Genomic DNA, 26166 nt, shown 5'->3' on the forward strand with positions numbered 1-26166 from the left:
ATTCGAGACGCCGGGGAACCCGGTAGTGGGGACGGGTCAAGCCCGACTGGCGTCTTAGCGATTAGCGAGTTATTGTACAATACGATGGTTTACTGAAAACCTGAGGGGGCCAGCCAGCGTGCCTTGGCGGCTCTTAGCGGTCACTCAGTCGCTGTCGTATCTTGCAAAACCTCTAAAATCCCACAAGACGAGACAGGGTGTGCGAATGAATCGACTGTGCAAGAGTCTGATGGTGCTTCAAGTAGCAGCGGGTCTTTCAGGTTTGGCAATTCAGGCACGAGCAGCAGATCCGGCAAAGCCGGACGTCAATCGGGGGCAGGCAATCGCAGTGCAGGTTTGCGCGTCGTGTCACGGTGCAGACGGCAACAGTGCTGGTGGTGCCTATCCGAAGCTGGCGGGTCAACACCCCGAGTATCTCGTCAAGCAGTTGAAGGATTTCAAGACGCAGCCAGGCGCCAAGCAACCCGCGCGCAACAATGCGATCATGGCCGGCATGGCTGCGGCGTTGTCCGATCAGGACATGGTCAATGTGGCTGCCTATTTTTCGACGCAGACCCCGAAGCCAGGCTACGCGCATAACAAAGATACCGTTGCGCTCGGTCAGAAGATTTATCGCGGTGGGATTGCCGATAAGGGCGTGCCGGCCTGCGCGAGCTGCCACGGGCCGACCGGTCAGGGGATTCCGTCCCAGTATCCGCGGCTGTCGGGGCAGTGGGCCGAATACACGGTGGCGCAGTTGACCGCGTTCACACAAGGCCCGGGGGCACGTAACAACAATGAGGCGATGCATGCAGTCGCGTCGCGTCTGTCGGACAGCGAGATCAAGGCTGTAGCCGATTACATCGCGGGCTTGCACTAGGAAGTCCGCACGCAAGTGCAACCGGCCCGGCGAGGCCGGTACAAAACAAGAAAAGGGTGAGGGCGTCGTGTCTACGACAGCCCTTCACCCTTTTTTGCTGTTCAGTCGGAGTATGAATGAGCGTCACCACGTCGGGTTTGCAGTCGAAGTCGGGCAATCGCATCGCGCGCAGCATCATCGAGGTCTTGAGCTCGATGCGTTTCGCGATTGCGCTGCTCGTGATTCTGTCGATCGCCAGCATCATCGGCACCGTCCTCACGCAGGACGATCCTTATCCCAACTACGTCAATCAGTTCGGCCCGTTCTGGGCGGACATCTTCCGCTCGCTGAGCCTGTACACGGTGTACAGCTCGTGGTGGTTCATGCTGATTCTTGGTTTCCTGATGGTGTCGGTGTCGCTGTGCGTGATCCGCAATGCGCCAAAGATGCTCGCGGACGCGAAGAGCTGGAAGGACAAGGTTCGCGAAGGCAGCTTGCGCGCGTTCCATCACAAGGGCGAGTTCGCGGTGCATGGCACGCGTGCGCAGACCGCGGCGGTGCTTGCCAAACTCTCGGCGAGACTCGGCTACAAGTTCGTCACGCGTGAGTCGGACGGCGCCACGCTGATCGCCGCCAAGCGCGGCGCACTGACCAAGTTCGGCTACATCTCCGCGCATATCGCGATCGTGGTGATCTGTCTGGGCGGCCTGCTCGACAGCAATCTGCCGATCAAGCTGCAGATGTGGCTGTTCAACAAGTCGCCGATCAGTGCCAACACCGTGATCAACGACATTGGGCCGGAACATCGTCTGTCGCAATCGAACCCGACGTTCCGCGGCTACGCGTGGGTGCCGGAAGGGCAGCATGTGTCGACGGCGATTCTGAACCAGCCGAACGGCTCGCTGATCCAGGACTTGCCGTTCTCAATCGAGCTGAACAAGTTCATCGTCGACTATTACTCCACGGGCATGCCGAAGCTGTTCGCGAGCGACATTGTCGTGGTCGATCATCAGACGGGCGCGCGCGTGCCGGCTCGCGTCGAAGTGAACAAGCCGTTCACTTACGACGGCGTGTCGATCTATCAGTCGAGCTTCCAGGACGGCGGTTCGCAGATGCAGATGACCGCGTACCCGATGTCCGGCGCGAGTGCTAAAACCGCGCCGTTCGGCGGCACGATCGGCGGCAATGCGCCGCTGAGCACGGCCACGCCGCTGGCTGACGGCCAGACCGTCGAATTCACCGATTTCCGTGCAATTAACGTCGAAAACGTCTCGAACGGCAGCGGTCAGACCGATGCCCGTGGCGTCGCCGCGCATCGCACGTTGAAGGAGGCGTTCGACGAGCGCCTCGGCTCCGGCGCCAAGACTTCGAAGCCACTTGATCTGCATAACGTCGGCCCGTCGGTGCAATACAAGGTGCGTGACAAGGACGGGCAGGCGCGCGAGTACAACAACTACATGCTGCCGGTGGACGTCGCGGGCGAAAAAATGTTCCTCGCCGGCATGCGCCTGAATCCGGACGATCCTTTCCGCTACCTGCGTATTCCCGCCGATACCGGCGGCACCGTCAAGGAATGGATGAACCTGCGCGCCACGCTTGAAAACCCGGCCATGCGCGCAGCCGCCGCCCATCGTTTCGCACTGCGCTCGGTACCAGGTTCGAATACCGAACTGCAACAGCATCTGGAAGAAAGCGCGTTGCGTGTCCTGACCCTGTTTGCCGGTGCGGATAGCAGCATCAAGATGCCGAACGGCCAGATGGTCGGCGGCTTCCAGGCCGTCGCCGGATTCATCGACCATTCCGTGCCGAAGGCCGAGCAGGAAAAGGCCGCGGGCCTGCTGCTGCGCATGCTGGAAGGCGCAACGTGGGACCTGTGGCAACTGTCGCGCGAGCAGCTGGGCGAGCCGGATGCCGTGGCCAACGCGGACACCAGCCGCTTCATCCAGAGCTCGATCAACGCGATATCCGACAGCTTTTTGTATGGATCGCCGGTCTACTTGCAGCTTGACTCATTCAAGCAGGTGCAAGCTTCGGTATTTCAGTTGACGCGCGCGCCGGGCAAAAAAGTCGTGTATCTTGGCAGCCTGCTCCTCGTGTTGGGCATCTTTTCGATGTTCTACGTCCGCGAACGGCGCCTCTGGTTCTGGCTCAAAGATACCAATCACGGCACGAATGTCGTGATGGCGATGTCGAGCGCACGCAAAACGCTCGATTTCGAGAAGGAGTTCGTCCAAACGCGCGACGCCGTCGGCGCCGCGTTGGGCGCGAAGCTCACCGAAGCACCCGACGCCTCCGGCAATGCCGGCGCGCCGTCCGCACGCTCACAAGATTCGACCCGGTAAGATCATGGACTTGACTCAGGTTTCCTCATCCTCCTCACCCTCGCGGCCGCAGAAGACGTTCGCGAATGAGGCACTCAACGTCGCGCAGTATGACGAGCGGCCGTTTCTGAAACGGCTTGGCATCGTCGACTGGCTGTTCGCCGCCCTGATGGTCGCGGGTGCCGGGTTCGCGCTGATGCGCTATTACCCGTTCATGAATTACTACGACAAACTGGTGCTGTGCTGCGCAGTGCCGGTATTTGTCGTGCTGGGCTGGCGCTGGAAGCCGGTGCGCCCGCTGATGGTGGGCATCGCCGCGCTCTCGCTCCTGGCGATCCAGATCTATCACGGCGATCTCAGCCGCGCGGATAACGCGTTTTTCCTCAAGTATTTCCTGTCGAGCCAGTCCGCGATTCTGTGGATGAGCGCGCTCTTCGTGTTCGCCACCGTGTTTTACTGGATCGGCCTGCTGTCGCGTTCGCCGACGGGCGCCGCAATCGGTTCGAAAATGACGTGGGCCGCCGTGGTGATGGGCTTCGTCGGTTTGATGGTGCGCTGGTACGAGTCGTATCTGATCGGCGCGGACGTCGGTCATATTCCAATCTCGAACCTGTACGAAGTGTTCGTACTGTTCAGCCTGATCACGGCGTTGTTCTATCTGTACTACGAGCAGCACTACAACACGCGTGCGCTCGGCGCCTTCGTCCTGCTGGTGATCAGCGCGGCGGTCGGCTTCCTGATGTGGTACTCGGTTGCACGTGACGCACAGCAGATTCAGCCGCTCGTACCGGCGCTGCAAAGCTGGTGGATGAAGATTCACGTACCGGCCAACTTTATCGGTTACGGCAGCTTCGCGCTGTCGGCCATGGTCGGCGTCGCGTACCTGGCCAAGGAACGCGGTGTGCTGGCAGACCGTCTGCCGCCGCTCGACGTGCTCGACGACCTGATGTACAAGTCGATCGCCGTCGGCTTCGCGTTCTTCACGATCGCGACGATCCTCGGCGCGCTGTGGGCTGCTGAAGCATGGGGCGGCTACTGGAGCTGGGACCCGAAGGAAACGTGGGCCCTGATCGTGTGGCTGAACTACGCGGCCTGGCTCCATATGCGCCTGATGAAGGGCCTGCGCGGCGCGGTGGCGGCATGGTGGGCGCTGACCGGCCTGCTGGTGACGACCTTCGCGTTCCTCGGCGTCAACATGTTCCTGTCGGGGCTGCATAGCTACGGCAAGCTGTAAGATCCGCCGTTCTGATCCGACCAAGAACCGCCGCGTGTTTCGCACCGGCGGTTTTTTTACGTCTGGTGGAATATTTGCTGCATCCAGGGTGTTCGTTCAAGCAGTACCTAAGGATGGCTGGGCGAGTGGCGAAACGAGTCGATCATCAATATGGCCCCGTAAGATAGACAAGCGATGGGCCGGCAAGGAGCAGCACGATGTGGATCAAGCGAAGCGATAGAACTCAACTCATCGGCGATGACATCGCGCGTAGCGAAATCACGCCGCAGCGCGTCTTCGAGAATCGGCGGCGCGTTTTGCAGGCTGCGGGCGCATTGGCGCTCGGCAGTCTGGTCGGCGTGAATGGCGAAGCGCTGGCGGCGTATTCGTCGCCGGATCCGAAGGCGCAGAAGCTCGCTGCGAAGACCAATGCGAAGTTCGTCGCGCTCGACAAGATCACGCCGTACAAGGACATCACCACGTACAACAACTACTACGAGTTCGGCACCGACAAGGCGGATCCCGCGCAAAACGCCGGCACGCTGCGGCCGCGTCCGTGGAAGGTGAGCGTCGAGGGCGAGATCAAAAACCCGAAGGTGTACGACATCGACGAATTGCTGAAGCTCGCGCCGCTCGAGGAGCGCGTGTACCGTTTGCGCTGTGTCGAGGGCTGGTCGATGGTGATTCCGTGGATCGGCGTGCCGCTCTCGGAGTTGATCAAGCGCGTGCAGCCGACCGGCAATGCGAAGTACGTGCAATTCATCACGCTGGCCGACCCGTCGCAAATGCCCGGCCTGTCGACACCGGTACTCGACTGGCCCTACACCGAAGGCCTGCGCATGGACGAAGCGATGAATCCGCTGACGCTGCTGACGATGGGCCTTTACGGTCAGGTGCTGCCGAATCAGAATGGCGCGCCGATCCGGGTGGTGGTGCCGTGGAAATACGGCTTCAAGAGCGCGAAGTCGCTGGTGAAGATCCGCTTCCTCGACAAGCAGCCGCCGACCAGCTGGAATACGTATGCGTCAAACGAATACGGTTTCTATTCGAACGTGAATCCGAACGTGGATCACCCACGGTGGAGCCAGGCTACCGAACGGCGCATCGGCGAAGACGGTTTCTTCACGCCCAAGCGCAAGACGTTGATGTTCAACGGCTACGGCGACCAGGTTGCGTCGCTGTATCAAGGCATGGACCTGAAGAAGAATTTTTGAGCGATGTGAGCATGGCTTCCGATACGCAACCTGTTACTCGAACCGAACGTGGAGCGCCGCGAGCCGCGCAGGCGTCGGCCGCGGTCGCTGCAAAGCGTCCCGCAAGCGGTGCGCGCTGGATCGTGCCGGTCAAGATCGCGGTATTTGTCGCGGCGTGGTATCCGCTCGCGCGCATCGTGCTGTTCGGCATGACTGATCGGCTGGGTGCGAATCCGATCGAGTTCATTACGCGCTCGACCGGGCTGTGGACCCTCGTTTTTCTTTGCATCACGCTGGCCGTGACGCCGTTGCGCCGACTGACCGGCATGCCCGCATTGCTCCGTTTTCGCCGGATGCTGGGCCTTTACGCCTTCTTCTACGCGACGCTCCATTTCACCACTTACCTGTGGTTCGACAAGTGGTTCGACGTTGCCGCGATTCTCAAGGACATCGGCAAGCGGCCGTTCATTACCGTAGGCTTCGCCGCGTTTGTGCTGCTGATCGCGTTGGCGGTGACGTCGCCGCGCGTGATGGTACGCAAACTTGGGCGCCGCTGGCAGACCTTGCATCGCGCGATCTATGTGATCGGCGGACTCGCGATCCTGCACTTCTGGTGGATGAAGGCAGGCAAGCACGATCTGGTTTTGCCGAAGATTTACGGCGCGGTCATGGTCGCGTTGTTGGGATGGCGTCTGATCGTATGGCTGCGCGAGCGGAGGATAAAGACGCGCTGACCACCGGATACAGCGCGCAATTGAAAAAAAGGCGATGCCGCAATGGCATCGCCTTTTTCTATTTTGCTTTGGCGCTGACGTTTACGCCGGCAGAATCGTTTCGCCCGCGAACAGCTGCTTGACCTCTTCACGGGTGCGAACGACATACGCCTGTGTACCATCCACCATCACCTCGGCCGCACGCGGACGAGTGTTGTAGTTGGAGCTCATCACGAAGCCGTAGGCGCCAGCCGAGCGAATTGCCAGCAGATCGCCTGGTTCGACGGCGAGCAGACGCTCACGACCCAGCCAGTCGCCGCTTTCGCAAACCGGGCCGACCACGTCGTACACGTGCGAGGACACGTCGCGCTCAACCACGGCTTCGATCGCGTGATAGGCCTCGTACATCGCAGGGCGGGCGAGATCGGTCATCGCCGCGTCGACGATGGCGAAGTTCTTTTCCGCGCCCGGCTTCAGAAACTCGACGCGCGTGAGCAGCACACCTGCATTGCCGACCAGCGAACGGCCCGGCTCGAAATACACTTCGCGGTGCCCGTGGCCGCGCGCTTCGATGCGATCCAGCACGGTGCGCACGAACTCGCCGATTTCGGGCGGGGTTTCGTCGGCATACGTAATACCGAGACCACCGCCGACGTCGATGTGGCGAATCTTCACACCGTCCTGTTCGATCTGCTCAACCAGTTCGAGAACCTTGTCGACCGCATCCAGATAGGGTGCGACCTCGGTGATCTGCGAGCCGATATGGCAGTCGATGCCAACCACCTCGAGGTGCGTCATTGCCGCGGCGGCCTGATACGTTGCGCGCGCATCGTCGAACGCGACGCCGAACTTGTTCGACTTCAGGCCGGTGGAAATATACGGATGTGTTTTTGCGTCGACGTCCGGATTCACGCGCAGCGAGACGGGCGCTTTCTTGCCCATTTCCGCGGCAACCGCATTCAGGCGATCGAGCTCGGGAATCGACTCGACGTTGAAGCACTTGACGCCGGCCGCGAGGGCCTGGCGCATCTCGTCCGCATGCTTGCCGACGCCGGAAAACACGGTGTTTTCCGCTTTGCCGCCCGCAGCCAGCACGCGTGCCAGTTCGCCGCCCGACACGATGTCGAAGCCCGCGCCAAGACGCGCGAATACGTTCAGCACCGCGAGATTGCTATTGGCCTTGACGGCGACGTGCACGGTCGCGCGGCGGCCGGCGCAAGCGCCTGCATAGGCATTCCACGCTTCGGTGAGCGCGGCGCGCGAATAGACGTACAGCGGCGTGCCGAACTGCTCGGCGAGTGAGACGGCGGACACGCCCTCGGCGTGCAGCACGCCGTCGACGTAGTCAAATGCGGATCGAGTCATGCGAAAGTCTTATTGAACGGGAGTGGCGGCGGAAGCAGGTTGCACAGGCGTAGCAGCGGAGGCGCCAGATGCGGGCGGCGCGGCAAGTTCGGTTTCCGGCGACAGCGAGAGCGGCGCGCCCGAGGTATCCGGTATCTCACCGGTCGGGGCGGTGCTTTGCGTACCCGGTTTCACGTCACCCGATGACGGCGCTTGCGTGCGATCGACCGGCTTGGCCGGTAGCGGCGGCACGGTGGGCAAATAGAGCGAACCTCGTTGTCCGCAGCCGGCAAGTGCACAACCTGCGAGAATGGCTAAACCCGCTACAATCGCGCGGCCGGGCGCCGCCGCGCGCATCCGAGATACGACTCGCATGACTGTCCCTGTATAAATAATCGATGGAGTTTAGCATGTCCGATAGTGATTACCTGACCCGCGCGGAAGCCGCGCTAGCCGCCATCGAACGCGCGCTCGACGACACGGAAGCCGACATCGAACTCGAGCGCAGCGGCAATGTCCTGACCCTCGAATTCGAGAACCGCTCGAAGATCATCGTCAATCTGCAGCCGCCCATGAGCGAGATCTGGATCGCCGCGAAAGCGGGCGGTTTTCACTTCCGTTTCGTCGACGGTGAGTGGCGCGACACCCGCAGCGGCACGGAGTTTTTCGCCGCGCTGTCGGAGTATGCAACGCAGCAGGCTGGCGAGCCGGTTCACTTCGAGGCGTAAACGTCTCGGTTGAAGGGCCATACGGGCACGGTAACAATGGTCTGAAGCGGCGCAGAAATAACCGTCGGCACGGCCGTTGAATCGGCGCCCCAAACGAAACCGCCGCGCATCGAGCGCGGCGGTTTTTTTTCGACTGGTCCAGGTCAGACGTGTCTTCAGTGCCCGCGGAACAGATTCATGATGTCCTGCTTTTCCTGTTCGCCGACCTGTTCGGGTGCTGCCGCTGAGGCGCCGCTCGCATCGGCATCCAGCGCTGCCTGACTGATGCCGACCGTGGCGACGAAACCATGCCCCGGCGTGAAGTCTTCGAAATACAGTTCCGAACCCAGTTCGGTCACGCCGTCGGGCATCGGCATCTTGTATTCCGGCACGCCTTTGAGCGCGCGCGCCATGTAGTCGATCCACACCGGCAACGCGAGGCCGCCGCCGGTTTCCCGGTCGCCGAGGCTGCGCGGATTATCGTAGCCGATCCATGCGATGGCGGTGAGCGTGTGCTGATAGCCGGCGAACCAGGCATCGCGTGAATCGTTGGTCGTGCCGGTTTTGCCGCCGAGATCGGTACGCTTGAGCACGTTGGTCTTCGCGCCCGTGCCACGTTGCGCGACACTTTGCAGCAGGCTGTTCATCACATACGCATTGCGTGGTTCGATTGCGTGCGGTGCACTCTGCTCGGCCACCAGCGGCTGTGCGTGCGCTACGACGATGCCACGCTGATCGGTGACTTCAGCGATCAGATACGGATTGACGCGATAGCCGCCGTTAGCGAACACCGAGAACGCGCCGGCCATCTGCAGGGGCGTGACGAGCCCGGCACCGAGCGCCATAGGCAGATAGGCCGGGTGACGATCCGCGTCGAAGCCGAAACGCGTGATGTATTGCTGCGCGTACTTGGTGCCGATCTGGTTCAGGATGCGAATCGACACAAGGTTCTTTGATTTCTGCAGCGCGGTGCGCATGGTCATCGGACCGTCGAAACCGCCGCCGTAGTTCTTCGGTTCCCACGCCTGGCCACCCGTCTCCGCAGCGCTGAAAAAGAGCGGCGCATCATTGATCACCGTGGCCGGTCCGAGCCCCTTTTCGAGCGAAGCCGAGTAAATGAAAGGCTTGAAGCTGGAGCCCGGTTGACGCCATGCCTGGGTCACGTGGTTGAACTTGTTTTTGTTGAAGTCGAAACCGCCGACCAGCGCGCGAATCGCGCCGTCTTGCGGCACCACCGAAACGAATGCGCCTTCCACTTGCGGCAGTTGCGTGATCGACCAGTTGCCGTCGTCGTCCTTCACGAGGCGAATGATCGCGCCGGGCCGCACACGCTGATTCGGCTGCGCGCGCGGGCCGAGCGCGAACTGCGCGAAGCGCAGCCCGTCGCCCTGAATGGTCGCGGTGTTGCCGTCGATGAAGGTGGCCTGCACCTGCTTCGGGCTCGCCGACGTCACCACCGCAGCGATGATTTCGCCGTTGTCGGGATGCTCGAGCAGCGCGTCGTCGATGGCCTGTTCGCGGTCGTCCGCATCCGACGGCAAATCGATGAACGCTTCCGGGCCGCGATAGCCGTGGCGCCGTTCGTAGTCCATCAGACCCTTGCGCAGCGCCCGGTAAGCGACGTCCTGATCAGCCGAGTCGATGGTGGTCACGACGTTCAGGCCGCGCGTGTACGCTTCCTCGCGGTACTGCGCGTACATCATCTGCCGCACCATTTCCGCGACGTATTCGGCGTGCACGCTGAACTCCTTGCCCGCGCCCTTGACGACGAGCGGCTGCTTGCTTGCCTCGTCGTACTGCTCCTGGGTGATGTAGTGCAATTCGTACATGCGCTGCAGGATGTACTCCTGGCGGACCTTCGCGCGCTTCGGATTGACCACCGGGTTATACGCGGACGGCGCCTTCGGCAGGCCCGCCAGCATGGCGGATTCCGCCAGAGTCAGATCCTTCAGATCCTTCCCGAAGTACACCCGCGCCGCGCTTGCGAAGCCATATGCGCGCTGACCGAGATAGATCTGATTCATGTACACCTCGAGAATCTGATCTTTCGTCAGCTTCGACTCGATCTTGTAGGCGAGCAACATCTCGTAGATCTTGCGTGTGTAGGTCTTCTCACTCGAAAGGAAGAAGTTGCGCGCCACCTGCATGGTGATCGTGCTCGCGCCTTGCGTGGCGTGGCCATTGGTCAGTGCGACGAAGCCGGCTCGCGCGATGCCCGTGAGGTCGACGCCGCCGTGATCGTAGAAACGTGCGTCTTCGATTGCCAGTACGGCTTTCTTCAGACTGTCGGGCACGTCCTGGATGTGGACGACGTCGCGCCGTTCTTCACCGAACTCACCGATCAGCACGTGGTCGGCCGTGTAGATGCGCAAGGGCACCTTCGGCCGGTAGTCGGTTAGCGCGTCCAGAGACGGCAGGTTTGGCGTTGCCACCACCAGCGCATAGCCAAGCACCAGCAGCACGCATAGGATGCCGGCAACAATCAGACCCACAAAGCCCATGATGAGCTTGAGCCACAAAGGGCGTTTGCGCTTCTGCGGCGCAGGCGGCGGGGACGTAGGAGACGTGGATTGCATATGGACACCAAAAAACAGTCCCGCGATTATAGCCGCCTCGCTTTTCAGCTTTCGGCATGCTTACTGACAGTTCTTGACAAGTCGGTGCGCCGCGCAGGGATGACTTCACTGTAGACGCTTTGATGGCGTACGGGGCGCGCGTCGCGCAACGTTAGCCATTTGGCTGAGTGTCGCGCCGCGGCGCGGCTACGCACAATCTCTCCTTGCTACTCGCGTTCGAATGGTTCGTCGCGTGAGTTTGAAGGAGGGCGTGATGACGTTCAAAAGTTCGTGGCTTCAGGATGTGCGCCTCGGGGCGCAGCGTTTTGCTGCGGGGATCGATGTGGGGTCCCAGGCGGTGCGTCTGGTCGTGTTGAGTCAGCATTCGCGCACACGTGCCGCGCTGCATATCGAATATGCGAGCACGGTGCCGCTTGGCGCCGGGGCGATGGCCGGCACGGAGATCGCCGACCGCCACGCGGTGGCGCGCGCATTGCGTGACGCATTCGCGGGTCTGCCGCGCGCGTGTGCGCCGCATGCCTTGCGCTGCGCGATGGCGCTGCCCGCCTCGGCCACGCTAACCACCACCGTGCCCCTCACCCGGCTCGCCGAGTTGTGCGGCTGCGCTGAAGACTGCGGGCATGAACTCGCTGAACTCGAACCGGCGGTGATGAGCGAAGTCGAGCGCATCGCGGGCCTCGAGAGGCACGCACTGGCTGTCGACTGGTTCGTCGACGAGACACGTTCGCCGGTTCGTTCCGTGACGATCGCCGCAACCGCCCGTCAGCACCTCGAAGCGCGTATCGAATGCGCGGCGAGCGCCGGCATCTCGCTCACCGCGATTGACGGCGAGCCGCACGCAGCCTTGCGCGCAATGCGCTACGCGGCGAGCCACGAACTCGACCCGCACGAACCCTACGCCGCACTCTGGATCGGTACGGACGGCGTCTACGGCTGGCGCATTGTCGACGACTGCCTGGTCGGCGAAATGCGTTACCCCGCGCCCGAACACGCGGATCTCGCCGATGCGTTGCGCGATCTGGTTCGGGGCCCGGTACTGGACTGCGCGTTGTTGAGCGGCGAGGTCGACCTGCTTGACGGCGTGGGTTTCTCGATCGCGGATATTGCCGATGTACTGGGCTGCACTGTGCTGCCGTTCGAATGTGCGGCGCTTGGTGACTTTGCCCGTCAACTGCACGACCCGCTGTTGCAAGAGCCCGCGGCGGCGGTGGCTTTCGGGCTGGCATTGCGCGGGGTGCTCGAATGACGCGTGAACCGCGCTCCGGTTTGGATCTGCCGTATCCGAACACGCGGGCCTCCGCGCGTGGCGTGCGCTTCGCACGGTTGTGGCTCGGCGGCTTCAATCTGCTGCCGTACAGGCAACGCAATGCGCGGCTCGCGCGCCGGCGATGTCTGCTCGAATGGGTTGCCGCGGCGTTTGCCGGTCTTGCGGCCGTGCTCGCGGTAGTTGGGTGGCAGGCGTTCGAAAAGGCGCGGCTCGATGCGCAGCGCGCGTCGATCGAGCAATCGCTCACGCAACTGGCCACGCCGCTTGCGGAACACAGCCGGTTACTGCGGGCGCAAGAAGAGCAACGTCGAGGCGCGGCGCGTGCGATGAGCTTGTCCGAGCCGCTTACGTATTTGCGCGACCTGCTGGACGCGTTGAGTTTCGAACCGGGCGACGGTGTGGTGCTACAGCAGTTGCGCCAGCGCGAACACGAGACGGAGTTGCTCGCGACCTCGCGCGGACATATCGCGTCAGCCGAGTGGCTCAAACGCTTGAGCGCGATCCGTGGCGTGCACGGCGCGGAGATGAGCGACCTGCATCGCTCGGCGTCCCGCAGCGCTGCTGTCGCGGCGGCTGGCGCGAGCGGCCCGATCGAATTCGGAGCGCATCTGCACTGGGGTGATCCGCCGAAGAAAAACGCTCCAGCCGTCCGGCCTGCGGCGCAACGTCCCATGAAGTCTGAACAATCTGGAGGTGCGAAATGAGTACGACTTTTGCCGGCTTCGGCGGCGCGTCGAGCGCGCGGTTTTCTTTTTCACAGTGGATCAAACATGCTCGTTTGCCGCTCGCGGCCTGGAGCAGTCGGCGCCGGTGGGTGGTCGCGTTGCTGATCGCGGCGGTTGTATTCGGCCTGGGCTCCCATGGTTGGGTGGTGGCCGATCTCGGCGGAGTCGAGGCGAGCCGTACGGCACTGGAGGCGGCCACACGGCATCTCGTGGATGCGCGCCGCGCGTTGGCGCAATTGCCTGCGTTGCGCCGGGAAGTTGCCGCGAGGCCAGGCGTGCAGGTGTCTGGATTGTCGTGGACTTCCGCGGACGATGTTCGAATCGTGTCCGAACTGGCGGTGCAGAATGGCGTCTCGTTGCTCTCGCTGGAGCCGGGCGTCGCTAACGGCTCGGGTGCCGAAAGCATGCGTCCTGTACAGATCACCGCGCACACCGATTTCGTTCACCTGATGGCGTTCTTGCGCGGCCTGTCGGACCTGCCGGTGCTGATTGTTCCCGTCGACGTGACGGTCAACCGCGATGCCGCGTCGTTAGCGGTAAAGGCAACGCTGCATGTATTCGGTGCGCTGAGGCCGGTGCCGTCAACTACGGCTGCCGACGCATTTGCCGACGAGAGTCTCGATTCGGAGGACGAAGAAAATATCGTCTTCTTCGATCCGTTCGCTCTCATTCAGATGCGCGCGGCCGGCGAACCGCAGACTGACGCTTCTCAACTTCGCCTGGCCGGCTTGCTGCACGATCGCATACGCGGACTCGCCTTGCTCGAGACGCCGGATGGCGCGACCACGGCCGTGGCAGGACAGCAACTCGGCACCGAACGCGTCACGCGGCTCGACGCGCTCAGCATCACGTTGGCTAATGGTGGTGCGACGCGCACGCTGGCGTTGGCGGAGGCGTCCTGATGAGACTGATGAAGTCGCCCGGTCTGGCTGTGCCGCGCGTTGGCGGTCGTGGCAATTCTGACTTTGGCGTGCGTCACGGGCTGCTCGCGCCAACGCGTGGAGGTGCGTTTTGCGGTTCGTTATGCGCTCCGCTTCGCGGCCTTTTTAGCGGCCTCGTCGCCGGTGTGGCGATAGGTGCGGGCGTCGCGCACGCTTCGACCTCGCCGCCGCCGCTGCCGTCCTACATGCCGCTCGACGACGCTTTGACGCCGGTCTCTGCGCGATACGACGTGCCGCCGCTGCCGCGCGGCGTCGTCGGCGAAGTGCCCAACCCGTTTCGCGACGAATCCGCCGGCGAACCGGGCCTATCGCGAGCGGCGGCAACCGCCGGGATCGAAGATGCCGACGACGTGGCCGGCGCAGCAAACGCGAGCGCAGACGCGAACGCAAACCTGAACGCAAACGTGGACCTGGACGGCTCGGTGCCGCTAAGCAGGCAATCCGCAGCGTCGGCGCGCGATGTTGCCACCGGAACCGCGATGCTCGAAGGGCCGCCGGTCCCGTTGCCGCCGCTTGCGCGTCTGAGCAACTCACCGAAAACGCCTGCAGACGCCAGACTCGCCGCCGACGACAAACCGATCTCGCTCAACTTCCAGCGCGCCGAACTTGGCGCGGTACTCAACGCGTTCGCCCAGTTCACCGGACTGAACATTGTCGCGAGCGAGAGAGTGCGAGGCGCCGTTTCGCTGCGACTCGACAAGGTGCCGTGGCGCACTGCGTTCGATACTTTGCTAGACGTCAACGGCCTGGCAATGGAGCGCCACGGCAACGTGATCTGGGTCGCGCCGATTGCCGAACTGGCTGCGCGTGAACGACAGCGTTTCGAAGCGCATGCGAGAGTCGCGGATCTTGAGCCGCTCGCCAGCCGCACGTTCGAGTTGCACTACGCGCGCGCCGAGGACGTGCGGCGTCTGCTGACCGGTGCCGGCAACCAGCGCGTGCTGTCCAAACGGGGCGCCGCGACCGCCGATCCGCGCACCAATCTGCTGTTCGTCACCGACCTCGAAGCACGTCTCGCGCAAATCACGGCCTTGCTTGCGTCCGTCGACCGGCCAACCCGCCAGGTGTTAATCGAAGCGCGTATCGTCGAGGGCGAGCATGGATTTTCGCGCAATCTCGGTGTGCGGCTTGCCATGGCGGCCACCAGTGCCGACGGCGCGGCCCGGGGTTTGACGGGCGGCAAGGACGGGACCGTCTACGACCTGTCGGCGCGGCCGATTTCCGGTTTTGACGCCGCCACCGCGGGGCTGACCTTGTTCGCAGCCGGGGCGACGCGGCTCCTGAACATCGAATTGAGCGCGCTGGAGGCCGACGGGCGCGGCGAAATCGTCTCGAGCCCGCGGGTCGTGACGGCGGACCGGATGAAAGCGGTCGTCGAGCAGGGCACCGAGCTGCCCTATCAGGCGAAAGTCGGGCAGGGTGTGTCGGGCGTGCAGTTTCGCCGCGCCACGCTCAAACTGGAGGTCGAGCCGCAAATCATGCCGGACGGCAGAGTGGTGCTGGACCTTGATGTCGCGAAAGATAGCGTCGGCGAGCAGACCGACGCCGGCCCCGCGATCAACACCAAACATGTGCAAACGCGCGTCGAAGTCGAAGATGGTGGTACGGTGTCGATCGGCGGAATTTATGCAACCGACGACCGGGACGATGTGACGCGGGTGCCGGTCCTGGGCAAAATACCTGTTTTAGGTGCGCTTTTTCGCCATCGGGCCCATCGCGACCAGCGCAGTGAACTGGCAGTTTTCATCACGCCGCGCGTTGTTCAGACAAATTAGGGTCACGCTGCCGCCGCTCTCCAGCGGCGGCTTGCAGGCTCGACAAGGCGGCCGCTTTGCCAGTAAGCTGCGGCACGAACCATACCGGATTAGCCAGAGGACACCGTTGCAAGCGCGGGATGCACACGCCAATGTATTTTTCGTAGGGCTCATGGGGGCAGGCAAAACCACCGTGGGCCGGGCCATTGCGCGCCGTCTCGATCGCCCGTTCTTCGATTCCGATCATGAAATCGAGGCGCGCACGGGCGCGCGCATCCCGGTGATCTTCGAACTGGAAGGCGAAGCGGGCTTTCGCGATCGCGAGGCACACGTGATTTCCGAACTGACCGGGCGCGAAAATATCGTGCTGGCCACGGGCGGCGGCGCGGTGCTGCGGCCGGAAAACCGCGAAGCGCTGCAAAATCGGGGCGTGGTGATCTATTTGCGCGCCAATCCGCATGATTTGTGGCTGCGCACCCGGCGCGACAAGAATCGCCCGCTTTTGCAGACCGAAGACCCCAAAGCGCGCCTCGAAGCGCTCTACGAAGTACGCGATCCGCTATACCGGGAATGCGCGCACTTTGTGATCGAAACCGGCCGGCCTTCAGTCAACGGACTCGTCAACATGGTTCTGATGCAGCTCGAGATGGCCGGCGTCGCCAAACATCCTGCGCCATAATGGGCCATATGATTACCGTCAATGTCGAACTGGGCGAGCGCGCCTACCCCATCCATATCGGTGCCGATCTGATCGGCCAGACCGCGTTGTTCGCGCCGCATATCGCCGGCAGTTCGGTCACGATCGTCACGAACACCACTGTCGATCCGCTCTATGGCGACACGTTGCGCGCGGCGCTCGCGCCGCTCGGCAAGCAGGTGTCCACGGTCGTTTTGCCGGACGGCGAAGCGTACAAGAACCTCGAAACACTGAACCTGATTTTCGACGCGCTGCTGGGCTCGCGCGCCGATCGCAAGACCACGCTGATCGCTCTGGGCGGCGGCGTGATCGGTGACATGACGGGGTTTGCCGCGGCTTGCTACATGCGCGGCGTGCCGTTCATCCAGGTGCCGACCACCTTGCTGTCGCAAGTCGATTCGTCGGTGGGCGGCAAGACCGGCATCAATCACCCGCTCGGCAAGAACATGATCGGCGCGTTCTACCAGCCTCAGGCCGTGATCGCCGATATCGGCGCGCTGCGCACGCTGCCGGCGCGTGAACTGGCGGCGGGCGTTGCCGAGGTGATCAAGACCGGTGCGATTGCCGACGCTGGCTTCTTTAGCTGGATCGAGGCGAACATCGAGTCGCTCAATCGCCGCGAACCCGAGGCGCTGGCCGAGGCGGTCAAGCGCTCGTGCGAGATCAAGGCGTCGGTCGTGGCGCAGGACGAACGCGAAGGTGGCCTGCGCGCAATCCTCAATTTCGGCCACACCTTCGGCCATGCGATCGAAGCCGGACTCGGCTACGGCGAATGGCTGCACGGCGAAGCGGTTGGCTGTGGGATGGTGATGGCGGCCGACCTGTCGGTGCGCATGGGTTATCTCGACGATGCCGCGCGCAAGCGTCTGGTCGACGTGATCGTGGCAGCGCATTTGCCGACCCGCGCGCCCGCGCTCGGCGATTCGCGTTACGTCGAATTGATGCAGGTCGACAAGAAGGCCGAAGCCGGCGCGATCAAATTCATTCTGCTGAAGCGTTTCGGTGAGACGCTCATCACCCAGGCGCCTGACGCCGAGGTGCACGCTACGCTGGCCGCCGCTGTCTAGACCGATTCGGCGGGAGGGCTGGCAGTTAGGCGACACGCACCAGCGTCACGAGGCGCCGCCCATGTTTCGGAGATTCCGGTGACTGACAGGCGCAGCGACGATGTAAAGCATGACCCGGCAGGCACGCCCGTGAGCGGAGTGCCATCGCAGGAAGCACTCGAAGCGCATCTCGCGCCGTATGCGGCGCATTCAACCCAGTCGCGCGGGCGCCGCTATCCCGAAGCCGCGCCGAGCGCGCGCACCGAGTTCCAGCGCGATCGCGACCGCATCGTCCACTCGACGGCATTTCGCCGGCTCGAGTACAAGACTCAGGTGTTCGTGAATCACGAGGGCGACCTGTTTCGCACGCGCCTCACGCACAGTCTTGAAGTCGCGCAAATCGCCCGTTCGGTCGCCCGCAATCTGCGCGTCAACGAAGACCTCGTCGAAGCTATTTCGCTTGCACACGATCTCGGTCACACGCCCTTCGGCCATGCAGGCCAGGACGCGCTGAACGAATGCATGCGCGAATATGGCGGCTTCGAACACAACCTGCAAAGCCTCGCTGTGGTCGACGATCTGGAAGAGCACTACGGCGCGTTCAACGGTCTGAACCTCTGCTTCGAAACGCGGGAAGGCATTCTCAAGCACTGCTCGCGCGAGAACGCACGGCGGCTTGGCGCGCTGGGCGAACGTTTTCTGGAGGGGCGGCAGCCTTCGATAGAAGCGCAGATCGCCAACGTCGCCGATGAGATCGCATACAACAATCACGATGTCGACGACGGCTTGCGCTCAGGGCTGCTCACCGTGGAGCAACTCGCCGAAGTGGAGTTGTGGCAGACACACTACGCGGCGGCGCGTGGTGACTTCCCGCAGATCGAAGGGCGCCGGCTGATCCACGAGACCGTGCGCCGCATCATCAATACCCTGATCGTCGACCTGATCGACACCACCTCGCTCAATCTGGCAAGGCTTGCGCCCGCCTCGCTGGACGCGGTGCGCGCAGCGCCGCCGCTGGTCGCGCATAGCGAGGCGATCGCCGCGCAGGCCGCGGTGCTCAAGCGTTTTCTGTTCAAGAACCTGTACCGCCACTATCGCGTCATGCGCATGGCCAACAAGGCGCGCCGCGTCGTGACCGGCCTGTTCGACGCGTTCACGGAAGATCCGCGGCTCCTGCCGCCTGGCTATCAATCCACGGACGCATCGCAGCAACCGCGTCTGATTGCCCACTACATCGCGGGTATGACGGATCGATATGCGGTAAAGGAGTATCAGCGGCTGTTCGTGATCGACGACAACTGATCGGCCTGAGGCCGATCCCGCCGTTCAGCGCAACCCTCCGGGTACAACCCGCCTAGCGTAGCCGCGACGCCAGCAGCGCGCCCGCAATCAGCGCAACGCCGCCGACGATCGCAATCGTCTGCCACGGGTTTTCACGCACGTAATCGTCGGCGTCGGCGATCGCGACTTCGGCCCGTTCGCGCATGGCTTCGCGGGTATCGTTCAGGCGGACACGCGCGGCGTCGAGCTGTTTGCGCAGTTTGCCGCGCAGCGCCACGGCGTCGGCCTGGGTACCGTCTGCCAGGGTGGATTCGAGTTCCGACATCAACGTGCGCAGTTCGCCGGCGATATCTTCGGCCGCATGGCGGCTATGGCGGGCAATACGCCGGGCACGGCGGCTGGTCGTGGTCCAGGATTCGCCGAGGGCGTCTCGTGTGTTCGGAAGTGCTGTCATGGTCGCTCCATCGATGAGGGTGAAATGGTCCCTCGCTGTCACGGCAGCTACAGGTTGCTGCCGTGTGGGGGAAAAACCACTGGGACGCAACTTTGGTGCCCAACTCACAGCCCCGATGGACCACAGCGCGGACCACGATTCCTCAGCAGATATTGCACGAGCCGACCCGATAGCGGGTCAAATTTACAAACGCTTACGCCTGCTCGCCATAGGAGCTACGCAGATCGCGAACGGCCGCAGCGTGCGAAAAAGGAAAACGCAGGAAAACGCCGTCGTCGGATCCATTGGATATTTGACGGCGTTGTCCAAGCCACGAAAATTCGACTACCCTAATTCAACGGCCCCAATTTCTTGACGCGTTAGAAACGGTAACCGATGTTGACGTAGGAAACGATCGGGTTCAGCTTGATCTTGGTTTGCGATTGCACGTTCAGCGTACCGACCGGGGTGTTGGCGGCGGTGCTCAGCTTGGCGGTCGTGCTGAGCGGCAGGTACGAAATCGACACGCCCGCGAACCAGTGCTGGTTGAACGCATAGGTGAAACCCGCATTAAACACCGGCTCCCACGAACTATCCGTGGACACGCTGGTCGGACCATGCAGTACACCCGCTTCGAATGCGCCATTGGTGATCTTGGCGTCGGTGAACCAGATACGGCTCACACCAATGCCGAGATACGGGCGGAACGAGGCGGTGGGGGCGTTGAAGTAGTACTTGAATAGCAGAGTCGGGCTCCACTGTTTCGCCTGACCGAGCTTGCCGAATTGTTCGAGGCTGCCCGTGCCGTTCAGGTCGAACGAAGGCGGGACGCCAATAACGAATTCGGTAGCGATGTGATCAGTGACGAAGTAGCCAGCTGTGAAGCCGAGCGTATCGGCGGAACTGAGTGATGCGCCGGTGTTAGGTTCGGTGATGTTGGTCGGGCTGCCACCTATGCTTGTCACGCTCAACGGTTGGCTGCTCGATTGAGGCGCTAGATGGAACCAGCCTGTCGTGACGTAAAAGCTTCCGGCCGATTGCGCGTGTGCTGCCGTCATGCAGGCGAGCGCCGCGATCCCCGTTACGGCCTGTTTTAATTTCATATGTGCTCCTCCAGAAAAGGCTCGCTCATTATGACTACAACGTTTGAAACAAACCATACGCGGCGGTTAGAGCTTTCTCCCTAGGCCCCGCGCGGTTTCCGGCTTAGCCGCGCTGCGCCGAACCCCGGGCGCGCGCGGTTCCTTGGACCTTCGGGTATGTACCAACGCGACTATTGGATACTCCAGCATGGCACGGCTTGCACGTCTCTATGTCCCTGACCAGCCGCAGCACGTCATCCTCCGTGGACTCGATCAGCAGCCTGCATTTGTCGACGACCAGGACTACGAGCTCTTCATCGACTGCTTGAAAGCGGCTTCACGCGACCATCACTTGTCCATCCACGCGTATGCGTTGATGCCCGGCGCTGTGCAACTGCTCGTCACGCCGACTGAAGAGTCGAGCCTGCCGAAAGCGATGCAGGCGGTGGGGCGCCGCTACGTTGCGCACTTCAACCGGCGCTACGCGCGCCGCGGCACCTTGTGGGAGGGGCGCTACCGCGCCACGGTGATCGAAGGCGAGCGCTACTTCCTGCTCGCGAGCCGGGTCGTCGAGATGTGCCCGGTGCGCACCGGGCTCGTAAGCGTGCCTGAGGACTACCGCTGGTCGAGCTACCGTCACCATATCGGTCTGACGTTGGACAGCCTGATTACCGATCACCCGCTGTACTGGTCGCTCGGCAACACGCCGTTCGAGCGACAGCGCGCCTACCGCGAGTTGTGCGAGCAGCCGCTCGACGAACGCGAAGCCAGTCAGCTCCAGCAGGCCACCCTGAAAGGCTGGGTTTTGGGCAGCGATACCTACCGCGAATGGGCGGCGCGGGCCGCCAACCGGCGCGTTTCGCCGCTGCCGCGCGGCCGGCCGCGCAAGGTCCGCGAAACGCCGCAGACGCAATAAAGCGTTTCGCATCAAGGGGCTGTATCGAAACGGCATCTTCGCATGCCGTTTTCTTTTGCACCGTTTTGATGTGGCACCAATAAAAAATGGCCGCAATGCACCAATCTGATAATTGGGGTTCAATCATCACGTTTTATTTGCTATTCCATTGATTCGTCGCGTATATTCCGAATTCCGGCGCTTTTCGATACGCGAGGCAACAAGCGTACTGAGTCGCCGACGTGGTTGCGGTGCGAACTGCGGCAATAGAAAAACGGTTTAACGGCCTGTCCGGCCCCTCACAGACGGTGTCCCCATGAACGACCACCAGCAACCGGTTCACCCGGTTCCCGCCGCGCAGGGTCTGTACGACCCGCAAAACGAACATGACGCCTGCGGCGTCGGCTTCGTCGCTCACATCAAGGGCAAGAAAAGCCACGAGATCATCGAGCAGGGCCTGAAGATTCTCGAGAACCTCGACCACCGGGGCGCCGTGGGCGCCGATCCGCTGATGGGCGATGGCGCGGGCATCCTGATCCAGATCCCGGACGGTTTCTATCGTGAGGAAATGGCCAAACAGGGCGTCGTGCTGCCCCCGAACGGCGAATACGGCGTCGGCATGGTCTTCCTGCCGAAGGAACACGCCTCGCGTCTCGCCTGCGAACAGGAGCTGGAGCGCACGGTGAAGGCCGAAGGCCAGGTCGTGCTGGGCTGGCGCGACGTGCCGGTCGACCACACCATGCCGATTTCGCCCACCGTCAAGGCGAGCGAGCCGCTGATCCGCCAGATCTTCATTGGCCGCGGCAAGGACATCATGGTGACCGACGCGCTCGAGCGGAAGCTGTACGTGATCCGCAAGACCGCGAGCCATCGCATCCAGGCGCTCAAGCTTCAACACGGCAAGGAATACTTCGTGCCGTCATGCTCGGCGCGCACGGTCGTCTACAAGGGCCTGCTGCTGGCCGGTCAGGTCGGCGTGTACTACCGCGACCTGCAGGACGAGCGCACGGTGTCGGCGCTGGCGCTGGTGCACCAACGCTTCTCGACCAACACGTTCCCGGCGTGGGAACTGGCTCACCCGTACCGCATGATCGCCCACAACGGCGAAATCAACACGGTGAAGGGCAACGTCAACTGGCTGAACGCGCGCACCGGCGCGATCGCCTCGCACGTGCTCGGCGACGACCTGCCGAAGCTGTGGCCGCTGATCTACCCGGGCCAATCGGATACCGCCTCGTTCGACAACTGTCTCGAACTGCTGGTGATGGCCGGCTACCCGCTCGTCCACGCCGTGATGATGATGATCCCGGAAGCCTGGGAACAGCACACGCTGATGGACGACAACCGCCGCGCGTTCTACGAATACCACGCCGCGATGATGGAGCCGTGGGACGGCCCCGCCGCGATCGCCTTTACCGACGGCCGTCAGATCGGCGCCACGCTCGACCGTAACGGCCTGCGTCCGGCGCGTTACATCGTCACCGACGACGACCTCGTGATCATGGCGTCCGAAGCGGGCACGCTGCCGATCCCCGAGTCGAAGATCGTCAAGAAGTGGCGTCTGCAGCCGGGCAAGATGTTCCTGATCGACATGGAGCACGGCCGCATCATCGACGACAAGGAACTGAAGGACAACCTCGCGAACGCCAAGCCGTACAAGAGCTGGATCGATGCGGTCCGGATCAAGCTCGACGAAATCGAGGCGAAGGCCGAAGACGTCGCGACGGAGCGCCGTGAAGCCGCCGCCTTGCTGGATCGCCAGCAGGCTTTCGGCTACACCCAGGAAGACCTCAAGTTCCTGATGGCGCCGATGGCGCAAGCCGGCGAAGAAGCCGTCGGTTCGATGGGCAACGACTCGCCGCTGGCGGTCATGTCCAACAAGAACAAGACGCTCTATCACTACTTCAAGCAGTTGTTCGCGCAAGTCACGAACCCGCCGATCGACCCCATCCGTGAAAACATGGTGATGTCGCTGGTGTCGTTCGTCGGTCCGAAGCCGAACCTGCTGGACACGAACAACATCAACCCGCCGATGCGTCTCGAAGTGTCGCAGCCGGTGCTCGACTTCAAGGACATTGCCAAGATCCGCGCGATCGATCAGTACACGGGCGGCAAATTCAGCTCGTACGAGCTGAACATCTGCTATCCGGTGGCCTGGGGCAAGGAAGGTATCGAAGCGCGTCTGGCGTCGCTGTGCGCGGAAGCTGTCGATGCGGTGAAGTCCGGCTACAACATGCTGATCGTGTCGGACCGCAAGACTGACCGCGACAACGTTGCGATCCCGGCACTGCTGGCTACCGCCGCGATCCACACGCACCTCGTCCAGCACGGTCTGCGCACGAGCGCGGGTCTGGTCGTGGAAACCGGCTCGGCGCGTGAAACGCACCACTTCGCGCTGCTCGCGGGCTACGGCGCGGAAGCCGTGCACCCGTACCTCGCGATGGAAACGCTCAGCCAGCTCGCAGCCGGCCTGAAGGGCGATCTGTCGGCGGAAAAAGCGGTCTACAACTTCACCAAGGCGGTCGGCAAGGGCCTGATGAAGGTCATGTCGAAGATGGGCATTTCGACGTACATGTCCTACACCGGCGCGCAGATTTTCGAAGCGGTCGGCCTGGCTGAAGACCTGGTGGTGAAGTACTTCAAGGGCACGTCGTCGAAGGTTGGCGGCATTGGCCTGTTCGACGTCGCGGAAGAAGCGATCCGCCTGCACCGCGACGCGTTCGGCGACAACCCGGTGCTCGCGAACATGCTCGACGCGGGTGGCGAGTACGCCTATCGCGTGCGCGGCGAAGAACATATGTGGACGCCGGATGCGATCGCCAAGCTGCAACACTCGGCGCGCAGCAACTCGTACCAGACGTACAAGGAATACGCGCATCTGATCAACGATCAGACGAAGCGCCACATGACGTTCCGCGGCCTGTTCGAGTTCAAGCTCGATCCGGCCAAGGCCATCCCGCTCGACGAAGTCGAATCGGCGAAGGAAATCGTCAAGCGTTTTGCTACCGGCGCCATGTCGCTGGGCTCGATCAGCACGGAAGCCCACGCCACGCTGGCGGTCGCGATGAACCGCATCGGCGGCAAGTCGAACACCGGCGAAGGCGGCGAGGACGTGAACCGTTATCGCAACGAACTGCGCGGCATTCCGATCAAGAACGGCGACACCATGAAGTCGGTGATCGGCGACGAAGTGATCGTCGACATCCCGCTGAAGGACGGCGATTCGCTGCGCTCGAAGATCAAGCAGGTGGCGTCGGGCCGGTTCGGCGTGACGGCGGAATACCTCGCGTCGGCCGATCAGATCCAGATCAAGATGGCGCAAGGCGCGAAGCCGGGCGAAGGCGGTCAGCTGCCGGGCCACAAGGTGTCGGAATACATCGGCAAGCTGCGTTACTCGGTGCCGGGCGTCGGCCTGATTTCGCCGCCGCCGCACCACGACATCTACTCGATCGAAGATCTGGCGCAACTGATTCACGACCTGAAGAACGCCAACTCGGCGGCCAGCGTGTCGGTGAAGCTGGTGTCGGAATCGGGCGTGGGCACGGTGGCCGCGGGTGTCGCCAAGGCCAAGGCCGATCACGTCGTGATCGCCGGCCATGACGGTGGCACGGGTGCCTCGCCGCTGTCGTCGGTGAAGCATGCCGGCACGCCGTGGGAACTGGGTCTGGCCGAAACGCAGCAGACGCTGGTGCTGAACCAGCTGCGCGGCCGTATCCGCGTGCAGGCAGACGGTCAGATGAAGACCGGCCGCGACGTCGTGATCGGCGCGCTGCTCGGCGCGGACGAATTCGGCTTCGCGACGGCGCCGCTCGTCGTGGAAGGCTGCATCATGATGCGTAAGTGCCACCTGAACACCTGCCCGGTCGGCGTCGCGACGCAAGATCCGGTGCTGCGTGCGAAGTTCCAGGGGCAGCCGGAGCATGTCGTGAACTTCTTCTTCTTTGTTGCGGAAGAGGCGCGCGAACTGATGGCGCAACTGGGCATCCGCAAGTTCGACGACCTGATCGGCCACGCCGAACTGCTCGACATGAAGAAGGGCATCGAGCACTGGAAGGCGAAGGGACTCGACTTCTCGCGCGTGTTTTATCAACCGCCCGTGGCGGTCGAAGTGGCGCGCAAGCACGTGGACGTGCAGGACCACGGCCTCGACAAGGCACTCGACCACACGCTGATCGAGAAGTCGAAGGCCGCGATCGAGAAGGGCGAGCACGTCTCGTTCATCCAGCCGGTGCGCAACGTGAACCGTACGGTCGGCGCGATGCTGTCCGGCACGATCGCGAAGAAGTACGGCCACGACGGCCTGCCTGACGACACCATTCACATCCAGTTGAAGGGCACCGCGGGTCAGAGCTTCGGCGCATTCCTCGCGCGCGGCGTCACGCTGGACCTGGTCGGCGACGGTAACGACTACGTCGGCAAGGGGCTCTCGGGTGGCCGCATCATCATCCGTCCGACGAATGATTTCCGCGGCAAGTCGGAAGAAAACATCATCTGCGGCAACACGGTGATGTACGGCGCGATCGAAGGCGAAGCCTTCTTCCGCGGCGTCGCCGGCGAGCGTTTCTGCGTGCGTAACTCGGGCGCGACCGCGATTGTCGAAGGCACGGGCGACCACGGTTGCGAATACATGACGGGTGGCACGGTGGTGGTGCTCGGCGAAACGGGCCGTAACTTCGCGGCCGGCATGTCGGGCGGTATCGCCTACGTGTTCGATCCGGACAACACGTTCGCGGGCAAGTGCAACAAGTCGATGGTCGCGCTCGAGCCGGTTCTGCAACAGGCCGAACAGGAACGCACGGTCGACAAGAGCCTGTGGCACAGCGGCACGACCGACGAAGCGCTGCTCAAGGGGCTCATCGAACGTCACTTCCAGTTCACGGGTTCGCCGCGTGCAAAGGCGCTGCTCGAAAACTGGGATGCGTCGCGCCGTCAGTTCGTGAAGGTGTTCCCGACCGAATACAAGCGCGCGCTGGGCGAGATGGCCGCGAAGAAGGCGAACAAGGAAGTGCTCGCCGCCTGACTTGTCGCATAGCCGCTTCGCTGGTCACCAGCACAGAAGACGTCACAACTAGCCGTACCCGCCGCCGCTCGATGACTCGACGCGCGGCGGGTGTAGATCACCTCACCTGATACAGATAGA

Annotated in this window: 20 protein-coding genes; 15 read left to right on the forward strand and 5 right to left on the reverse strand. The window is 62.8% G+C overall.

The window, feature by feature from the left end:
• Nucleotides 1-205 precede the first annotated feature (205 nt).
• The 5 genes from BCY88_RS16445 to msrQ all read left to right on the forward strand — a co-directional run bounded on the left by BCY88_RS16445 (nucleotide 206) and on the right by msrQ (nucleotide 6299).
• Nucleotides 206-859 carry a c-type cytochrome gene (locus BCY88_RS16445; protein ID WP_120345289.1) on the forward strand — a complete coding sequence of 218 codons (654 nt, stop codon included), beginning with the start codon at nucleotides 206-208 and terminating at the stop codon, nucleotides 857-859.
• Nucleotides 860-975: 116 nt separating this feature from the next.
• Nucleotides 976-3180 (forward strand): cytochrome c biogenesis protein ResB, encoded by a 2205-nt coding sequence (locus BCY88_RS16450; RefSeq protein WP_120345290.1) that lies wholly within the window; start codon nucleotides 976-978, stop codon nucleotides 3178-3180.
• Nucleotides 3181-3184: 4 nt separating this feature from the next.
• On the forward strand, nucleotides 3185-4393 hold the full coding sequence (ccsB, locus tag BCY88_RS16455; protein WP_120345386.1) for a c-type cytochrome biogenesis protein CcsB: 1209 nt from the start codon (nucleotides 3185-3187) through the stop codon (nucleotides 4391-4393).
• A 197-nt stretch (nucleotides 4394-4590) separates the two neighbouring features.
• Nucleotides 4591-5586: a protein-methionine-sulfoxide reductase catalytic subunit MsrP gene (gene msrP / locus BCY88_RS16460; RefSeq protein WP_120345291.1), complete on the forward strand. Its 996-nt coding sequence runs from the start codon at nucleotides 4591-4593 to the stop codon at nucleotides 5584-5586.
• A gap of 11 nt (nucleotides 5587-5597) precedes the next feature.
• Nucleotides 5598-6299, forward strand: a complete 702-nt coding sequence (gene msrQ, locus BCY88_RS16465) for a protein-methionine-sulfoxide reductase heme-binding subunit MsrQ (protein ID WP_183081383.1) — start codon at nucleotides 5598-5600, stop codon at nucleotides 6297-6299.
• 81 nt (nucleotides 6300-6380) lie between these two features.
• On the opposite strand, the gene lysA is transcribed toward msrQ, so the two are convergent.
• On the reverse strand, nucleotides 6381-7643 hold the full coding sequence (gene lysA / locus BCY88_RS16470) for a diaminopimelate decarboxylase (protein ID WP_120345292.1): 1263 nt from the start codon (nucleotides 7641-7643) through the stop codon (nucleotides 6381-6383).
• Nucleotides 7644-7652: 9 nt separating this feature from the next.
• Nucleotides 7653-7997, reverse strand: a complete 345-nt coding sequence (gene lptM, locus BCY88_RS16475) for an LPS translocon maturation chaperone LptM (protein WP_120345293.1) — start codon at nucleotides 7995-7997, stop codon at nucleotides 7653-7655.
• 35 nt (nucleotides 7998-8032) lie between these two features.
• On the opposite strand from lptM, the gene cyaY reads away from it, so the two are divergent.
• Nucleotides 8033-8350: an iron donor protein CyaY gene (gene cyaY / locus BCY88_RS16480; protein WP_046567577.1), complete on the forward strand. Its 318-nt coding sequence runs from the start codon at nucleotides 8033-8035 to the stop codon at nucleotides 8348-8350.
• A gap of 155 nt (nucleotides 8351-8505) precedes the next feature.
• Here the strand turns inward: cyaY and BCY88_RS16485 are convergent, their stop codons facing one another.
• A complete protein-coding gene (locus BCY88_RS16485) occupies nucleotides 8506-10905 on the reverse strand; it encodes a penicillin-binding protein 1A (RefSeq protein ID WP_120345294.1) in 2400 nt (799 codons plus the stop codon).
• A gap of 253 nt (nucleotides 10906-11158) precedes the next feature.
• Between BCY88_RS16485 and pilM the strand changes: the two genes are divergently transcribed.
• The 7 genes from pilM to BCY88_RS16520 all read left to right on the forward strand — a co-directional run bounded on the left by pilM (nucleotide 11159) and on the right by BCY88_RS16520 (nucleotide 18637).
• On the forward strand, nucleotides 11159-12151 hold the full coding sequence (gene pilM, locus BCY88_RS16490; protein ID WP_120345388.1) for a type IV pilus biogenesis protein PilM: 993 nt from the start codon (nucleotides 11159-11161) through the stop codon (nucleotides 12149-12151).
• Complete coding sequence (locus BCY88_RS16495; protein ID WP_120345295.1) at nucleotides 12148-12876, forward strand: fimbrial assembly protein; 729 nt, start codon at nucleotides 12148-12150, stop codon at nucleotides 12874-12876. The genes pilM and BCY88_RS16495 overlap by 4 nt, the downstream gene beginning before the upstream one ends.
• Nucleotides 12873-13799, forward strand: coding sequence for a hypothetical protein (locus BCY88_RS16500; protein WP_120345296.1), 927 nt, complete (start codon nucleotides 12873-12875; stop codon nucleotides 13797-13799). The genes BCY88_RS16495 and BCY88_RS16500 overlap by 4 nt, the downstream gene beginning before the upstream one ends.
• Nucleotides 13799-15613 (forward strand): type IV pilus secretin PilQ, encoded by a 1815-nt coding sequence (locus BCY88_RS16505; RefSeq protein ID WP_404935697.1) that lies wholly within the window; start codon nucleotides 13799-13801, stop codon nucleotides 15611-15613. The genes BCY88_RS16500 and BCY88_RS16505 overlap by 1 nt, the downstream gene beginning before the upstream one ends.
• Nucleotides 15614-15719: 106 nt before the next feature.
• Nucleotides 15720-16271, forward strand: a complete 552-nt coding sequence (locus BCY88_RS16510) for a shikimate kinase (RefSeq protein ID WP_120345297.1) — start codon at nucleotides 15720-15722, stop codon at nucleotides 16269-16271.
• 8 nt (nucleotides 16272-16279) lie between these two features.
• Entirely contained in the window at nucleotides 16280-17356 is a 1077-nt protein-coding gene (gene aroB, locus BCY88_RS16515; RefSeq protein ID WP_120345390.1) for a 3-dehydroquinate synthase, read from the forward strand.
• Between the two features lie 78 nt (nucleotides 17357-17434).
• The gene (locus tag BCY88_RS16520; RefSeq protein WP_120345298.1) at nucleotides 17435-18637 is read left to right on the forward strand and encodes a deoxyguanosinetriphosphate triphosphohydrolase; all 1203 of its coding nucleotides are present in this window, start codon (nucleotides 17435-17437) and stop codon (nucleotides 18635-18637) included.
• 52 nt (nucleotides 18638-18689) lie between these two features.
• Here BCY88_RS16520 and BCY88_RS16525 read toward each other — a convergent pair whose 3' ends face one another.
• Together BCY88_RS16525 and BCY88_RS16530 are read right to left on the reverse strand one after the other, a co-directional pair.
• Nucleotides 18690-19070, reverse strand: a complete 381-nt coding sequence (locus tag BCY88_RS16525) for an ElaB/YgaM/YqjD family protein (protein WP_120345299.1) — start codon at nucleotides 19068-19070, stop codon at nucleotides 18690-18692.
• Nucleotides 19071-19429: 359 nt separating this feature from the next.
• Entirely contained in the window at nucleotides 19430-20152 is a 723-nt protein-coding gene (locus BCY88_RS16530) for an OmpW/AlkL family protein (protein WP_120345300.1), read from the reverse strand.
• Nucleotides 20153-20339: 187 nt separating this feature from the next.
• On the opposite strand from BCY88_RS16530, the gene BCY88_RS16535 reads away from it, so the two are divergent.
• Nucleotides 20340-21047 (forward strand): transposase, encoded by a 708-nt coding sequence (locus BCY88_RS16535; protein ID WP_120345301.1) that lies wholly within the window; start codon nucleotides 20340-20342, stop codon nucleotides 21045-21047.
• Nucleotides 21048-21342: 295 nt separating this feature from the next.
• Nucleotides 21343-26046, forward strand: a complete 4704-nt coding sequence (locus BCY88_RS16540; RefSeq protein WP_120345302.1) for a glutamate synthase-related protein — start codon at nucleotides 21343-21345, stop codon at nucleotides 26044-26046.
• The last annotated feature ends 120 nt before the right edge of the window (nucleotides 26047-26166 follow it).

Source organism: Paraburkholderia fungorum (genome assembly GCF_003610895.1).
In the GTDB taxonomy this organism is placed as follows: Bacteria; Pseudomonadota; Gammaproteobacteria; order Burkholderiales; family Burkholderiaceae; genus Paraburkholderia; species Paraburkholderia fungorum_B.

Bases quoted from the DNA above. Each gene is read 5' to 3' on its own strand.
- BCY88_RS16445 (WP_120345289.1), top strand. From the start codon at position 206: ATGAATCGACTGTGCAAGAGTCTGATGGTGCTTCAAGTAGCAGCGGGT.
- BCY88_RS16450 (WP_120345290.1), top strand. From the start codon at position 976: ATGAGCGTCACCACGTCGGGTTTGCAGTCGAAGTCGGGCAATCGCATC.
- ccsB (WP_120345386.1), top strand. From the start codon at position 3,185: ATGGACTTGACTCAGGTTTCCTCATCCTCCTCACCCTCGCGGCCGCAG.
- msrP (WP_120345291.1), top strand. From the start codon at position 4,591: ATGTGGATCAAGCGAAGCGATAGAACTCAACTCATCGGCGATGACATC.
- msrQ (WP_183081383.1), top strand. From the start codon at position 5,598: ATGGCTTCCGATACGCAACCTGTTACTCGAACCGAACGTGGAGCGCCG.
- lysA (WP_120345292.1), bottom strand. From the start codon at position 7,643: ATGACTCGATCCGCATTTGACTACGTCGACGGCGTGCTGCACGCCGAG.
- lptM (WP_120345293.1), bottom strand. From the start codon at position 7,997: ATGCGAGTCGTATCTCGGATGCGCGCGGCGGCGCCCGGCCGCGCGATT.
- cyaY (WP_046567577.1), top strand. From the start codon at position 8,033: ATGTCCGATAGTGATTACCTGACCCGCGCGGAAGCCGCGCTAGCCGCC.
- BCY88_RS16485 (WP_120345294.1), bottom strand. From the start codon at position 10,905: ATGCAATCCACGTCTCCTACGTCCCCGCCGCCTGCGCCGCAGAAGCGC.
- pilM (WP_120345388.1), top strand. From the start codon at position 11,159: ATGACGTTCAAAAGTTCGTGGCTTCAGGATGTGCGCCTCGGGGCGCAG.
- BCY88_RS16495 (WP_120345295.1), top strand. From the start codon at position 12,148: ATGACGCGTGAACCGCGCTCCGGTTTGGATCTGCCGTATCCGAACACG.
- BCY88_RS16500 (WP_120345296.1), top strand. From the start codon at position 12,873: ATGAGTACGACTTTTGCCGGCTTCGGCGGCGCGTCGAGCGCGCGGTTT.
- BCY88_RS16505 (WP_404935697.1), top strand. From the start codon at position 13,799: ATGAGACTGATGAAGTCGCCCGGTCTGGCTGTGCCGCGCGTTGGCGGT.
- aroB (WP_120345390.1), top strand. From the start codon at position 16,280: ATGATTACCGTCAATGTCGAACTGGGCGAGCGCGCCTACCCCATCCAT.
- BCY88_RS16525 (WP_120345299.1), bottom strand. From the start codon at position 19,070: ATGACAGCACTTCCGAACACACGAGACGCCCTCGGCGAATCCTGGACC.
- BCY88_RS16530 (WP_120345300.1), bottom strand. From the start codon at position 20,152: ATGAAATTAAAACAGGCCGTAACGGGGATCGCGGCGCTCGCCTGCATG.
- BCY88_RS16535 (WP_120345301.1), top strand. From the start codon at position 20,340: ATGGCACGGCTTGCACGTCTCTATGTCCCTGACCAGCCGCAGCACGTC.
- BCY88_RS16540 (WP_120345302.1), top strand. From the start codon at position 21,343: ATGAACGACCACCAGCAACCGGTTCACCCGGTTCCCGCCGCGCAGGGT.